Origin of the sequence: Belliella calami, assembly GCF_022549695.1 — a bacterium.
Taxonomy (GTDB): Bacteria; Bacteroidota; Bacteroidia; order Cytophagales; family Cyclobacteriaceae; genus Belliella; species Belliella calami.
Map to the genome: position 1 here is coordinate 120,625 of NZ_JAKZGS010000001.1, position 14,968 is coordinate 135,592.

The 14,968-nt window shown below is 37.3% G+C and carries 14 protein-coding genes and 1 tRNA gene; 9 read left to right on the top strand and 6 right to left on the bottom strand.

Annotation, left to right across the window (positions count from 1 at the left end; all coding sequences use genetic code 11):
* Positions 1 to 137: 137 nt before the first annotated feature.
* From MM236_RS00515 to MM236_RS00540, 6 genes are all read left to right on the top strand, one after another.
* The gene (locus MM236_RS00515; protein ID WP_241272963.1) at positions 138 to 1,232 is read left to right on the top strand and encodes an Mrp/NBP35 family ATP-binding protein; all 1,095 of its coding nucleotides are present in this window, start codon (positions 138 to 140) and stop codon (positions 1,230 to 1,232) included.
* A gap of 69 nt (positions 1,233 to 1,301) precedes the next feature.
* The gene (locus tag MM236_RS00520; RefSeq protein ID WP_241272964.1) at positions 1,302 to 1,544 is read left to right on the top strand and encodes a NifU family protein; all 243 of its coding nucleotides are present in this window, start codon (positions 1,302 to 1,304) and stop codon (positions 1,542 to 1,544) included.
* Positions 1,545 to 1,563: 19 nt separating this feature from the next.
* Positions 1,564 to 4,632: a M43 family zinc metalloprotease gene (locus MM236_RS00525; protein ID WP_241272965.1), complete on the top strand. Its 3,069-nt coding sequence runs from the start codon at positions 1,564 to 1,566 to the stop codon at positions 4,630 to 4,632.
* A gap of 54 nt (positions 4,633 to 4,686) precedes the next feature.
* Positions 4,687 to 5,460: a PASTA domain-containing protein gene (locus tag MM236_RS00530; RefSeq protein WP_241272966.1), complete on the top strand. Its 774-nt coding sequence runs from the start codon at positions 4,687 to 4,689 to the stop codon at positions 5,458 to 5,460.
* Positions 5,461 to 7,302 carry a T9SS type A sorting domain-containing protein gene (locus MM236_RS00535; protein ID WP_241272967.1) on the top strand — a complete coding sequence of 614 codons (1,842 nt, stop codon included), beginning with the start codon at positions 5,461 to 5,463 and terminating at the stop codon, positions 7,300 to 7,302.
* A gap of 4 nt (positions 7,303 to 7,306) precedes the next feature.
* Positions 7,307 to 7,609, top strand: coding sequence for a rhodanese-like domain-containing protein (locus MM236_RS00540; RefSeq protein ID WP_241272968.1), 303 nt, complete (start codon positions 7,307 to 7,309; stop codon positions 7,607 to 7,609).
* Positions 7,610 to 7,803: 194 nt separating this feature from the next.
* On the opposite strand, the gene MM236_RS00545 is transcribed toward MM236_RS00540, so the two are convergent.
* Positions 7,804 to 8,919 (bottom strand): site-2 protease family protein, encoded by a 1,116-nt coding sequence (locus MM236_RS00545; RefSeq protein ID WP_241272969.1) that lies wholly within the window; start codon positions 8,917 to 8,919, stop codon positions 7,804 to 7,806.
* Complete coding sequence (locus MM236_RS00550; RefSeq protein WP_241272970.1) at positions 8,909 to 9,541, bottom strand: HAD family hydrolase; 633 nt, start codon at positions 9,539 to 9,541, stop codon at positions 8,909 to 8,911. Before MM236_RS00550 ends, MM236_RS00545 begins: the two co-directional genes overlap by 11 nt.
* 214 nt (positions 9,542 to 9,755) lie before the next feature.
* Here MM236_RS00550 and MM236_RS00555 point away from each other — a divergent pair.
* Positions 9,756 to 9,832 (top strand) — tRNA-Ile (locus MM236_RS00555).
* Here MM236_RS00555 and MM236_RS00560 read toward each other — a convergent pair.
* Complete coding sequence (locus MM236_RS00560) at positions 9,795 to 10,214, bottom strand: hypothetical protein (RefSeq protein ID WP_241272971.1); 420 nt, start codon at positions 10,212 to 10,214, stop codon at positions 9,795 to 9,797. The two genes, MM236_RS00555 and MM236_RS00560, sit on opposite strands and share 38 nt — an antisense overlap.
* Positions 10,215 to 10,268: 54 nt before the next feature.
* Here MM236_RS00560 and MM236_RS00565 point away from each other — a divergent pair, with 54 nt between their 5' ends.
* Positions 10,269 to 10,451, top strand: a complete 183-nt coding sequence (locus MM236_RS00565) for a GIY-YIG nuclease family protein (RefSeq protein ID WP_241272972.1) — start codon at positions 10,269 to 10,271, stop codon at positions 10,449 to 10,451.
* Between the two features lie 177 nt (positions 10,452 to 10,628).
* Here MM236_RS00565 and MM236_RS00570 read toward each other — a convergent pair whose 3' ends face one another.
* Positions 10,629 to 11,519, bottom strand: coding sequence for a glycosyltransferase (locus tag MM236_RS00570; RefSeq protein WP_241272973.1), 891 nt, complete (start codon positions 11,517 to 11,519; stop codon positions 10,629 to 10,631).
* A 75-nt stretch (positions 11,520 to 11,594) separates the two neighbouring features.
* Positions 11,595 to 12,380, bottom strand: a complete 786-nt coding sequence (locus MM236_RS00575) for an FkbM family methyltransferase (RefSeq protein ID WP_241272974.1) — start codon at positions 12,378 to 12,380, stop codon at positions 11,595 to 11,597.
* A 371-nt stretch (positions 12,381 to 12,751) separates the two neighbouring features.
* On the opposite strand from MM236_RS00575, the gene MM236_RS00580 reads away from it, so the two are divergent.
* On the top strand, positions 12,752 to 13,117 hold the full coding sequence (locus MM236_RS00580; RefSeq protein WP_241272975.1) for a hypothetical protein: 366 nt from the start codon (positions 12,752 to 12,754) through the stop codon (positions 13,115 to 13,117).
* A gap of 253 nt (positions 13,118 to 13,370) precedes the next feature.
* Here the strand turns inward: MM236_RS00580 and MM236_RS00585 are convergent, their stop codons facing one another.
* Positions 13,371 to 14,960, bottom strand: a complete 1,590-nt coding sequence (locus MM236_RS00585) for a RagB/SusD family nutrient uptake outer membrane protein (protein ID WP_241272976.1) — start codon at positions 14,958 to 14,960, stop codon at positions 13,371 to 13,373.
* Positions 14,961 to 14,968: the final 8 nt, after the last annotated feature.

Genomic DNA, 14,968 nt, shown 5'->3' on the forward strand with positions numbered 1-14,968 from the left:
AACCTTGGAATTAAAGCTACTGGTAAAGTAGCTGATAATCATATCATACTAAATCAAAAATTAAATAATAGCAAGAACAGTAGTTTTATTTAGAACAATTATAGACTAACTTGCGTCAAATTCAGAAAAAACCGTCCATGAGCTTTAATAAAGAACAAGTCCTTCAGGCATTATCAAAAGTAGAAGACCCAGATTTGAAAAAAGATCTGGTAACCCTGGGGATGATTCAAAATATTGAAATAGAAGGGAATAAATTGAGCTTTAAAGTGGTATTGACCACTCCTGCATGTCCTCTCAAAGAAGTAATTAAAAACAATTGCCTAGAGGCGATTGAAAATTCACTTGGTGCCGATGTGGAAGTTGACATTTTTATGACTTCCAATGTCACGACTACTAGAGACAATACGCCTCTTTTGCCGCAAGTGAAAAACATCATTGCAATCGCATCAGGAAAAGGAGGTGTAGGCAAATCTACGACAGCGAGTAATTTAGCTGTGGCATTGGCAAATTCTGGAGCTAAAGTTGGATTGATAGATGCTGACATTTCTGGGCCTTCTGTCCCAACGATGTTCAATGTAGAGGCCGAACAGCCATCCGTAAAACAAGTCGATGGAAAAAACATCATCATTCCAATAGAACAATATGGCGTAAAATTGATGTCAATTGGCTTCTTGACTCCTTCTGATTCGGCAGTAGTATGGAGAGGGCCAATGGCCAGCTCTGCATTGAAGCAATTTATAGCTGATGTGGAATGGGGAGAGTTGGATTATTTACTTATTGATCTTCCTCCCGGAACTTCCGACATTCATTTGACAATGGTGCAAACCATTCCTGTGACTGGCGCCGTAATTGTCACTACACCTCAGAAAGTAGCATTAGCCGACGCCACAAAAGGATTGACAATGTTCAGACAGCCACAGATTAATGTTCCAATCTTAGGTGTTATCGAAAATATGGCTTATTTTACGCCTGAAGAGCTTCCTGACAACAAGTATTATTTGTTTGGAAAAGAAGGAGGAAGAAGATTGGCTGAGAAGTTCTCCGTACCATTCTTGGGAGAGATCCCAATAGTACAAAGCATAAGAGAAAGTGGTGATACTGGCTATCCTGCAGTGTTCAAAGAAGGAATAACAAAAATTGCCTTCTCAGAATTGGCAGAAGCGGTCGCTAGGCAAGTGGCAATAAGAAACGCTGATAAAAGCAAAACAGAAGTTGTCCATGTGAATGGATAATGAATATCAAGAATTAATCAAAAATTTACGTTTTACAACGTCTATCAAAGTAGTAAATTGAATAACATAATGGAAATGAACGAGAAAATAGAGGAGGCATTGGATAGCATTAGACCATATCTAGAGGCTGATGGAGGAAATGTTAGAGTAGTAGAATTGACGAAAGATATGGTTTTGAGACTGGAACTAACAGGTGCTTGTAGCTCATGCCCAATGTCAACGATGACATTAAAAGCAGGAGTAGAAGAAGCCATCAAAAGGGCTATACCTGAAATTGTAAAAGTAGAGGCTATCAACGTTGCCGTTGTGTAAAACATAAGTATAATAATTTATGAACAGGATATTTCAAAAGCTTTGGATAAGATTTGGCTTATCCTTTTCATTTATATTTTTAAGTTTCAATGTTTTTTCTCAAGGATTTTTTGGTCAACCATACAAGCATATTCATGACGAAAAATGTGCTTCAGTACATATAGAAAAACTTCAAGAAGAAGCACTTGGAATCTATGGAAGTAGGGAATATTTCGAATCATGGATGGTTGGAAAAAAAGCAGAGATATCCAAAAGACCATCAATTCAAAATCGTCTTCAGAATGAAAGTAGGGTAATTCCAGTTGTAGTACATATCATACACAATGGGACACCTGTAGGCCAAGGAGCAAACATCCCCCAATCACAGATTGAGGCTCAAATAAGATCCTTGAACGAGGATTTCAGAAGGGCAAACCAAGACCAGAATCAGACACCATCCGAATTTTTAAATGTTGCTGCAGATGCAAATATTGAATTTGTATTGGCAAAAGCTGATCCCAATGGCTTTCCTACCACAGGTATAGTCAGAGTACAGGGGACCAGAACTGTATATGGCATTGATGACGCTTCCATAATTTCATCCATCTCTTCATGGCCCACAGAAGATTACTTAAACATATGGGTAGTTCCGCTTTCACAACCATTCATAGGATATGCCACATTTCCAGTATCCGACTTGCCTGGTTTGAATTTCGCTCCCTCACCAGCAGAGTTTGATGGCGTCACAGTAGATTACAGGTATTTTGGTGAAGGTGGCAGTGCCGTTAGTGGTTCACGAGGTAGAACGGCAACACATGAAGTTGGTCACTATTTAGGCTTAAGGCATATCTGGGGAGATCCCAATACTGGTCAAGATGGTTGTTTGGTGGATGATTTCGTTGATGACACACCCAATCAAGACGCAGACAATAATAACTGTAGAATCAATAATCCAAGATTTTCATGTGGTACACGTGATATGACTGAAAATTACATGGATTACACCCCTGATGCTTGTATGAATTTGTTTACCCAAGGACAAGTTGACAGGATGAATGTTGTGTTGGAGTTTAGTCCAAGAAGAGGATCTTTAATTAATAATTTTGCTACACAAGAACCTATCTTACCGAATTTAGATCTGTCTGTAGAAGAAATTGTAAACCCAAAAGATCTCATTTGCTCAAATGTAATTGTGCCAGAAGTAGAATTCTTAAATAGAGGTTTGAATGTTATTAGTTCTGCAAGAATCGAGATTTCATTAAATGACAATATTGTAGAAACAAGAGATCTGAGTTTAAATTTGGCTACAACCGAATCGATAACAGTTTCCTTTAATCCTATTACTCTTATTGGAGATGGTCAAACGGAATTCAAAGTGAGGATTATTCAAGTAAATGGTGGTATTGATGCAAACATCTCAAACAATGAGCGTACGAGTGTCCCAATTTTACAAACTGAAATTAATCTCCCTTATTCTTTGGATCTTTCTGATGCAGGAAATGATTGGGTTATACGAAACCCTGACAATTTATTTACTTGGGAAAATGTGACGCTTCCAATTTCTGGTGTGAATCAAAACTTACTATTTATCAGACACTATGAATATGAAGCTCCCGGACAATTGGATTTCTTTATTTCTCCCACAGTCAATTTGACTAATTTTCCTAATGCTCAACTGACATTCAACTTAGCACACGCCCCATTTGAAAACCCTAGTTTGTCAGACATTCTTTTTGTAGCCGTCTCTACAGATTGTGGAAACACATTTGACATCATTAACCCTCCATATAGTAAAGACAGAACCTTTCTTCAGACCTCCACTCCCACCCCGAATGAGTTTATCCCAACGAGCAATGCTCAATTCAGAAGAGAGGTTTTAAACCTTTCTGCTTTTTCAGATTTCGATAATGTTAGAATCGCATTTATCACGAGAAATGGCTATGGAAATAACATCTATTTAAAGGACATCGAAATCCTATCTGAAGAAACTTACAACTATAAATTAGACTTGAACAGATTGGTAAGTCCCGGGCCAATTAATGATGGCTCACAATCATCTGAAGTAATTCAATTAACCAATTCTGGAAACTTACCTGTTAATGGATTTTTAATCAGCAGAAGAACTAATAGTGGAAGCGAACAAACATTTATCGCAAGAGGTCAGAATATAGAAGTAGGAACCACCACTACGCTAGAATTGCCAAATTCTATAGTAAATACTGGAGTTTCTAGACTTGAATATTTAATTGAAAATCCGAATTTTGACCAAAATTTTGGTACTTCATCTAACCTTACTCAGTTTACTCTGAAAAATGAAGCTACCATAAGGTCACCATGGAGACAAAATTTCGACGGAATAGTTTCATTCTTACCATGGTCAGCTATCAATGTAAACACAAATGAAAATACTTGGGAATTGATTTCACTTCAATCAGGATCTCAAAACAATGCTGTAGTGTTGGAAGGAATCGGTTCTGAAAACCCAAATTGGTTTGGATCACCGGTTTTTGATCTGAGTGTGAGTAGGCAAGCAAGTATTTTTTATGATCTCGGTGCTGGAAACCAAAGTGAAACCACCATATTCAAAACAATGGTTAGTACAGATGGCGGTGTCACTTATCAAGAGATAAACCGTAAAACCGGAACAGAAATCAACACAGTAGAAAATGGCGAATTTAATCCGAATGTTAGAGAAAACTACAGGAGAGAATTCGTAAATCTAACTGATTATGCTGGTTCAGGAGCCGATTCAATTAGGGTTGCATTCGTAATTGAAAACGGCACAGATACGAATGGCTCTGTTTATTTGGACAATATAGAACTATTCCTTTCTGCAAATGAAGACCCTGTTGATCCGGGACTTGGCAACACAGTAATCTTCCCTAACCCTGCTCGCGACATATTCAATATTGCCTTCAATTTTGCGACATATGAATCAGTGAATATTCAGGTATTCTCGTCTACAGGTGCTCTTGTTCAAGATATAGATTATCCAAATACCTTGAACCAAACGTACAGTTTCTCTAGCCAACTTTTCTCTAAAGGTGTGTTTATAGTAAAAATCACAAGTAACTCAATAACCGAAACCAGAAAGCTTATTATACATTAAAAAAAATTAAATATAATTTTACCTTTGTACGTTAGTTACAAAAACATTCACTTCATGGACAATATCAAAGATTCACTCAAAAAAGTCAGTATTCATATTGGCTTGATTTTAGGGGTAATCATTTTACTGACTTTTATCTTCTTAAAAGTATTTTTACCATCCTTCACCAATCACGGTGAGACCGTGTCAGTTCCTGACTTAGATGGTTTTGAATATAGTGAGATTGAAAGTTATCTTGAAAACAGAAATCTGAGATATGAAATAAATATTGACAGTGGGTTCAATGCTGAAATAAAACCACTGACAGTTCTCAAGCAAACACCAAAGGCAGGAACAAAAGTAAAATCTGGTAGAAAAATCTACCTGACTTTGAATTCCAAAAATGCCCCAATGATCAAAATGCCAAACTTGGTAAATAGCCAATTGAAAAATGTTCAGGAAATACTGTCAAATATAGGTTTGGTAAGAGGAGATATTAAGTATGTTCCGGATATTGGCCAAAACGTAGTATTGGAACAAAAATACAGAGGTAGAAATATTTCTGAAGGGTTCGAAATAGCAAAAGGTTCACAAATAGATCTTGTCGTTGGTGATGGCCTTGGCAATCAGATACTGGATGTGCCTAACTTGATAGGAATGGATGAGGTAGATGCTGAGTTTTTGATTATCGGTTCAGGTTTGAGAATGGGAAGAATCAATTATGTAACGACAGATACAGTTCCCCAAGGCACGATTATTAGACACTTGCCTCCATCAGGTGCAGAGGTCAAGTCCGGTGAACCAATAGATTTGTGGATATCAGAGTTAAACAAAGACACTAATTTTTAAATGATTTGTAAAATCTCAAAAGTACTTTTTTTCATTTCAATACTTATTTCGATAAGTATCAATGATACTTTTGGCCAATTTCAACAGTTGGTTACACCAAAGAAGGTAGAAGCAAAAAGCATAAACTCAGCGCGGCTATCTGATGACATCAAAATAACTCTTCCCTTTTGGGATGACTTTAGTGATCCAGAGATCAGGGAAGATCTCTGGATCAACAATGGCGTTACCCACTCCTACACCACAGCCAACCTCCCTCCAAGTTTGGGAGTAGCTGTATTTGACGGTGTGGGAGAAAATGGGAGTCCTTACAATACGAATCCAATAAACCAAGGAATCACTGATGAACTTCAATCAAGACCATTTGACCTAACAGAACTTAGTGAATCGGAAAAAGAGACAGTTTTTATCAGCTTTTTTTGGCAAGCGGGAGGAAAAGGTGAATTGCCTGACATCAACGATTTTCTGGCGCTACAGTTTTTAAGTCAAACAGGCGTTTGGCAGACCGTATGGGAACAAACAGGTGCATTGGAAGCAGAACAATTTTTCTTCACACAAGAAACTTTACAAATTACAGAAGAGTATCACCATGATTCCTTCCAATTTAGATTTCAGGCAAGAGGAAGGGCATCAGGCCCATTTGATACCTGGTTGATAGATTATGTTTATCTCAATTCAAATAGAAATGAGACAAACTTAAACTTTACAGATAGAGCTTTGACAGGAGTAAATACTTCAGTCTTTGGGAAGTATAGTGCCGTACCACTGATAGAGTTGCAGGCTAGTTCTGAAAACTACCTTGAAGCTACCAGCAATGAATTCAATAATCTTGAAAATCGCTTTAGAGCCATGGAATTCACTGTAGAATTCAGAGATAAAGAGAGCCAAGAATTGATTCTGAAAGTGAATAACAACACCCCTTTTAATCCAGTACCACTGGCTTTGGAAAGAAGAAGCTTTTCAAGTAACCCTATTCCCGGCCTGCCCTTACCTGAAGATGAAACAGACTTGGAATTGGTAACTTATCTGAGTTCAGGGGATGAATCCCTCTTTCAAATCGTAGGAGGTGACACACTTAGATTTCCAGAAGTTGATTTTAGGAAAAATGATACTGTAAGATCTACCATAGCGATTCGGGATTACTTTGCCTATGACAATGGAAGTTTAGATTATTCTGCTGGAATCAACCAAAGATCAGGTATGTTGGCACAGCGTTTTGAAAAAACCCAAGAGGCCTACCTGAAAGGAATCAGCATAAACTTCAGTAATTTCACACAATTCGGAAGAGGTGTAAATATGATGGTTTGGAATGATCTAAATGAAGATCCTGTATATGTATTAGAAACAGTGATACCTGACAAAGAAAGCTTGCCAGAATTTTCGTTTTTTGAGATAGACAAAAATATCTTACTAAATGATGAATTCTATGTCGGGTTTATGCAGTTTACCAATGAATTTATCTACGTAGGCTTGGATAAAAGCAGTGACAATGGGGAAGAAATTTTCTTCAACATAGCAGGTACTTGGCAACAGAATGAGCTTGTAACTGGCTCTTTGATGATGAGAGCCCATCTATCAGAGACTCCACCTAACGAAGAGCCAGAGATAACACTGCCAGAAAAAATACTTATCTACCCTAATCCTGTATCTGATTTTCTCAGGGTAGAAGGCAATTCATTTGAATTGATTCAGGTATTGGATCCATATGGAAGAGCAATTAAAATTGAGATTCAGGATGCTGAAAAAGGTAAAATCCTTAATTTTGCAGGAACAAAGCCTGGATTGTATTTAATCAATATAATGGAACAGGGAGTACCAAAATCATATAGAATTTTAGTCAAATAAAAAGATGGAAGATATTACAGTTGAAGATTTAAAACAAAGAATCGAAAGCAAAGAGGAATTTGTATTCATTGATGTAAGGGAAGAATGGGAATATGAAGAAGACAATCTGGGAGCTTTAAATATCCCATTGGGAGCCCTTCCACATCAACTAGGGGAAATCGAGCAATACAAAAACCAGGAAATCATCATTCATTGTAGATCAGGAGCAAGAAGCGGAAATGCCAAAAAGTTTTTGGAAACCAAAGGCTACAACAAAGTGAGAAATGTATTGGGAGGAATCAATGCATACAGGGAGTTTGAAGATTAATATTGAAAAATTAAGTGACTTTATGCTATTTTGTCGTCAACGGAATTGATATAGATTGATATTGGATATTGGGATATTAACTTATACAAGCCTGAATTTAAAATTCAAAGCTTTTGCTGGCAAAGTAACAAATACTTTAAAAAAATAGGGAATGGCAATTGATATAAACGTCAATTTCCCATTCCCTATTTGTCTTATTGGAAGATAAATGGCTGGGGAGTAAAGCACAATATGAATATCACAATGGCGATTAAACCAATGATTTTTCTCTTCTGATCCAACTCTTTATTTCCTGAAACCTCAGGATGGGAAAGTCCCATTACCCTTCCCAACAAAAAGGCAAAAAACAACCAACCGGAATAACCCTGAATTTCAGGAAATATAAAAGCAATAAGATATTGAAAAGCTGCCATCATCAAGATGATCATCCATTTGGTTTGTTCAGGTATTTGGGCCTTGCGGAAACACACATACAAGAATCCCAGGTACAAAAGTAAAGTCCAAAATATGGTACTTAATGGTGCAAAAGGTGTCAGAATCCCGAGGCCAGCGTAAAACACAAAAGCTATGTAAGCCCCCAAAGAGATCATCTTATGATTGCGTGGAAACAAGCCGAACACCACATGTCCACCATCCAATTGGCCAATAGGAAGAAGATTAAGTGCAGTGAAAAACAGTGCCAAATAACCTGCAAACAAGTACGGGAAATGGATAATCTCAGACATGTTTGGCATTTTCTCAGGATCAGCCAAGGTTTTTTCCATTATGTAGAAAAGTAAATTGTAACCCATTTCGAGATTCAAGTAACCTTCCTCAGCTGAATGCCCTTCAAAATCTGGGTCTAAATATTCAGGATGTATTTCATATATATAATCTGCTTCAGGCAAATTGGTAAATCCATAAACAAGTACAAATAAAGCAATTACAAAACCTGCAATAGGTCCTGCAACACCAATATCAAAGAATTTTTTTCTAGAATTTATAAAACTTTTCATTCGGATAATTGCACCAAATGTACCCAATGATGGAGATCCTAAGAAACCAAACCAAGCAGGTATAAAATATGGCAAAGATGACTTTACTTTATAGTGAATGGAAGTCAATAAATGACCCAATTCATGTACTAACAAAATCCCTATAAATGGTATGGAGAAATGGAGCGATTTGATAAAGTATTCCCAATCTAGAAAGCGTTCATCCTTTCCTAAAATACTTTTCCCAAATAGCCACTCCCCTCCTGCAAAGGTAGTCGCTATGATTGTCAATATAAATAGAATCGAATGGGTGAAATATTCCTTTTTAGAGTACATTTTCAAAAAAACTGATTAACCCTTTTGGGTGGTTGATAAGATGTGTCTGATAGCCAACTGTACGAGCTCCTAATAAGTTCTCCTCAAGGTCATCAAAAAACAAAATTTTTGAAGGGTCAGTATTGAGCTTGTTGGCTACAACCTCATAAATCTCCTCGCTTGGTTTTGCCAATTGGAGATCATGACTAAAATACACCTCATCAAACAATGGATGCAAAGAAGGTAAATCATGATGTTCAGCCAAAATTTCATTGACTTTTTCTATGTGTATTTCATTGGTATTGCTCAATACCGCCAAACCATAATCCGATCTTAGACTTTTGATCAAGTCTATCCTTTCTTTGGGAATATCCTTTAATAAACTATTCCAGATTTGATTTATTTGTGTATCCGACCAATCCTCTTGAAAATGTAATCTAACCTCATCACGAAATTTTTCGGATGAAATCAAGCCTTTTTCATATAGCTTATGAAAATTACTAGGAAAAAATAATTGAACTAGATGATTTTTATTTTCAGGGAGCAATTTATTTAACTCGTTGAATGTAAACTGATAATCGATATCAATGATTACATTTCCCAAATCAAAGAGCAAAAAATCTATATTTTTCAAGTTTTTCATAAAGATTAGAGTTGTAAATTTAAGATCAAATATGTAACATTGCAGTCCCAATTGCAAGGTACTTATCTAGAAAATTATACTAAATAGATTAATTGCATTTTTGGTTTAATTGAGGATCGATAACCATCCAGAATCAGTTGGTTAGATTTTCCGACTCTCCTCCCCAAAGCTTTCGGGATATAGGGACAGGAGGTCACAAATAAAAAAGTAAATAGGGCCTATAGCTCAGTTGGTTAGAGCTTCTGACTCATAATCAGGAGGTCCCTGGTTCGAGCCCAGGTGGGCCCACCACACTGTCCAAAGTCGAAATTTTCGACTTTGGACTTATTTTTTTAGACTCTAACATATTGTTAATCAGGTAGAAACAGCGAAGTACTTCATTGACAAAAGTGGTTCGATGTTGCTTCCCGTCAAAACACCAATTTTTGGGGTAGATCGAACCAACTATACGCCTTTTCAACTCCGAATCAGCTGTAACATACAGATTATCAAGGCTTGAAGCCAATTCCAGAATACTATCCAAAAACCTAATGGGCTGCTGGTCCAGCGGAGGTGCAATCTTGTCCAACTCAATTTCCAGACTGGTTATTTCAGCATCAAAATCCCGTTTCATTTCCTTGTAATCTTCCGGGGTTATGGCCTCGTTTAAAAGCAATTTTCTAGCCTTGGCCATTTTTTCGTTTTCCTGATCAATAAGATCGGCAATTTGTTTTTTACTTTATATACCATGATATCATTTTTCTACATCCTTCATAGCGACAAACTCAATCGATTCTATTCTGGTTTGACAACTATTACCGTGCAGGAAAGGCTTGAAAATCACATCAACAAAGTGTACTCAAAAACAAACTTTACACAGAAAGCTGATGACTGGACTGATTTTATCGCAATACCTTATCAAGACTTCTAACAGGCTAGAAAAATAGAAATACATGTCAAAAAAATGAAATCGGATACCTATAACCGTAAACTGAAAAAATATCCAAAGTTGAATAACAAACTCTTGGAAAAATTCAAAAGCTTCCTATCGGCCCAATACACTATCAAAGGGGCTTGTCAAAACTTATCAATCGATGGGCAGGTATCTTTAAAATGAAACTTTCCTTTTTTTAATGTAGGCTTTGGTCAGTGAATAATACATTTTTAAGTAGGTAAAATAATCATACTCCTTTAAGACACTCATCTTCAATATTTTGACAGCAGTGCTTATTGGAAGTCTTGTACTGCAAAATTTAGCCATAAACCTAAAGCTTCTTTTTTCACAGGTCACCATTTGCTTTTTGGTTAAATTCAAAGGGTTTAGCGGCAACGAGCCACGCAGTTTGTCGTGGATATAGATGATATTTTCAAACCAATATTGATCAAACGATCCTTCAGAAAAGTGTTCCAAAAGGATATCGAATGCGACATATGCCTCATATCTTGCATTGACTCTGATTGAAAAGTCTATATCGTAACCATGGAAACCTTTAAGATCATTATCAAAAGGGATTTCTTCAACCACCTTTTTTCTTGTAGCCATAAATACACCATCAATACAGGCAACTCTGGCATGTAGGTCATTTCCACCATTGAGGAAATGTAGAGTAGGTTTTTGGTTTTTATGCTTATAGTGCTGGATTAGGTTTATTTTAATCAAAAGACCTTCCAGCCCTTGGCAACCCCAACCAGTAGGCATCTTGGGTTTATAGGCACAACCTGCTATACCCACCAACCCTGCCTTTTGGTTTGAGTTAAAAAAGTTGACAAGATTTTGACCCCAATTTTTAGTCTTGAATGCCACATCTTCATGAACAAAACAGAGTGTTTCGAATTTTGCAAGCTTTGCACCTTCATTATATACCTGGGTAATACTTTTAGGGTCTATCGTATTGTCTATTGAAATAAGCTCAAAAGGTACTCCTATGGTTTCTGAAACATTTGATTGGAATTGTTCCAATTGATCTTTTCGTACTGAACAAACAATTATACTTATCATGAAAATTCTGAATGCTTTTATCCGTAAACGTAAAAGTCAGCTGTTTTGTCTTATCGAAATGCGTACAATAACAATTTATCGATAACAAAAGACTGTAATCGCCATATCAAATCTCTCGCAAATCAAAGTTTGATCTACAAAGGGACGGTTACGGGCGCTAGATTCCTTTATATGATATTTAAAACCTTCTTTGCTGACAATCTCGAGGAGTTCATGAAGTGTCTGAGGTTTGTTGATATCATTGTGGTATTCAAAGAATAAATGGTTGGCGTTTTTTAGTTTTCCTTTGCAGGATCTGATGACTTCATCCTCAGCTCCTTCAATATCTATCTTGAGAAAATCTATTTTTTCGTCCAAAAGAGCTGATAGCATGACGGTGGATACCTTTACAACTGGCTGTTCAGAGTGTTGGAATAGTTCATTTACCCTTCCCCCCATTCCACCATCAGATTGGAAGCTCAAAACAGTTTCTTCTGTCCAAATTGCTTTTTGATTAAGGTTGACATTCTTAAGCCCAAAACTTTCTACATTTTCCTTCAACAAATCAAATAAACCGGGATCAGGTTCAAATGCATGGATTTGATGATTCGGGTAATTTAAGGAGAAAAAAAGTACACTTAGCCCCATGTTCGCACCGCAGTCCAAGATAATTCCATTTTCTTTTTCCAATGGTTCGAACCTGTATATTTCTTCCTGAAAAATCTCCAAGTAGGTATTGTAAAAAGCCCTTGCGTGATGGAATTTAAATGTTGGCCCGAACAAATCAGTTTGTCCTGCGGAATCATATGATAGATCCTTTATTCTCTCAAGTTCAACTTCCAAAGGGTCTCTAACTATCGTTTTTTTCTTCTTAAAAAACATCTTTAGTAATACTTATGTAGAACAATGGTAACGCTATTATTTTACCTATGTTTCACATTCTAAAATGATTTAAACAAATTTAGTAGGTTCAAATTTTATCCACATTTTAAGAACAGACTTGAATATAGGAAAAGCAGAAAAATCACTTAACGAGAATTAACTCATATTTGTATTTATTCTAAAGATGTGTCTAACCCATATCATTTCACTAAGGACTGACTCAGCCAATCAAAGTGGGAAAGCTTTCTATAAAAAAACAGAGGCCAAATGAAATTACACGGTTCAATCTTTACACCTCTTCATCGATCAGGGGAGTACCTTCTCCGGGTTTCACACAGGATGATGCCATCAAGACATCAAAATAGGAAAACATGACAACACCTGAGAAGTATCCATATGAGGTGGAACAAAATGCTTCCAAGACTGAAATGCCCAATTGGCATTCCTATTTTTACGATCCTAATTTGGATATACATATTGACAGTGCACTATTTTATAACCAGGTGTTGAATATTACTCAACAGGAGCTTGCCATCAACGGGTTTGAAGCTCAGGTATTGAATACCAAAAACCTTCAGTTTGAGGTACTCCAAAAAATCATTGAAACAGAAAGCAGGATCAAACTTTTGGTAGGCATGTTTCATGATCCAATTCCCCAAAGTTCCAAAAAATTCAAAGAGATTGGAACTCTTAGAAATCAAACTGAAGCAATTGAACGCAAAAGTGAGAATCTATAGGGCCTTGGGAGGAGGTTGGACGAACAAGTAGCTATGATGAAGCCATTTTTTTTGATAAAGGATATCTTCCAGAAGATGGAGTGATATCCTTTTTCTTTTTGGTTTAAAAATTTAATTAAAAAACACCTACAGTATTCTGTAGTCACTGAATGCAAGTCATTTTGTCATAGCCCATTACTTGATCAACTAAATAAAAAAAACTACCATGCGATAATTTTGCATGGCAGCTTTTTCAATAGATAAACCAAAATGACTAATAACTCGGGTTCTGTGTAAGGTTTGGGTTGTTATTGATCTCTGTCTCCGGTATTGGGAAGATAATTTTATTCTGTGCTTGTGGATGCGGTCGGTGGTTGAACCAACTCTTGGTTTGGAACACTCCAAAACGGATAAGATCTTGTCTTCTATGCGCTTCGGCTGCAAACTCCCAACCGAGTTCATCCAAGAACCCTCCAAAGGGAATGACGCCTGAATCCAGGTCAATACTTCCATCCAAATTTTGGTAGCCATATTGATACCTACTATTACCTTCCAATACAGCTGCGGTAACAGTTGCTTTTGCAGGATTGGTATTGGCAAATGCCCTTGTCCTCACCTCAGACACCAAGCTTGCAGCTTCTGCACCGTTGCCTGTTCGAAGCAATGCTTCCGCTTTCATCATCAACACATCGGCATATCTGAAAAATGGAAAGTCATTGTCCAAACTACCTGTAGCACTTGGCTTAATTTGGTATTTACCAATTCTATAGCCATCATTGGACGCTGTGGCTGCAATACTTGGCACTTCTTTTCTATAAGTGATTACCACTTCTCCAGTATTTGCGTGGCGCTGAGGGCCCTGGATCCAAGTATCATAAAGCCTTCCATCTTCTGCATCATAACTATCTATAAACTGTGGTACTGCACAGTTTCCTCCCCAAGGACCTGCTTGCATCCCATAGACGAACCTACTCAGTGGATCCAAAGTCTTCATGTGAACTGTATTTCCCTGTCCAAAAATCTCATCATAGGGGATTGCAAAGATGATTTCTTGGTTGTTTTGATTTTCCCAATGAAAAACATCCGAATATACTGGATCCAAAGAATATACGCCTCCTGCGATGATTTCATCACAAACCTCAATAACTTTTTGCCATTGGGGTGTACCTGTGTAGACCTCAGCATTGAGGTAAATTTTCGCCAATAGGGTCTTTGCAACCCAATAGTTCATTTGTCCATAAGTATTGCTTGCGTCCTGACTTAAGGAAGGTAACACATTCTCGATTTCTTCGATGATGAAATTGTATAAGGTTGTTCTATCACTTTGCTCCGGAAGGCTTACATCCCTAAAATCAGTTACAATTGGCACATTACCATGGTTGTCAAGTAATAAGTAATATGCAAAAGCACGCACCCCTTTAAGTTCAGCTATTACCGCTTCTCTTCCCTCTGAAATTTGGATTTCCCCATCTTCAATCTGGGAAATCACCCTATTTGCAGTAGTGACACTTCTATAGGAACTGTTCCAAAGATTTGTCGGCTGCCATTGAAGCGGTGTCCAGGTATGCTGATGCATTCTGACATAAGTACCTCCATCATACCAGCCATTTGGCCTAGCAGGTGTAACGATAACATCTGCGGATTCTTCTTGTACATCAAAATGTCCTTGCCAACCCATCATCAATGCCCTCAAGGAACCATAAACTGGTGCGATAATCGCTGGAATATCCCGCTCGCCCGGTCTGAAATTTTCTGCCAATACTTCCGAATAAACTTCCTCATCGAGGTTGAGACAGGATTGCAGAGCAAAGCTAATACTTACCAAAAAAGCGGAGCCTAAGATTATTTTATTTATAATTTTCATGATTTGAT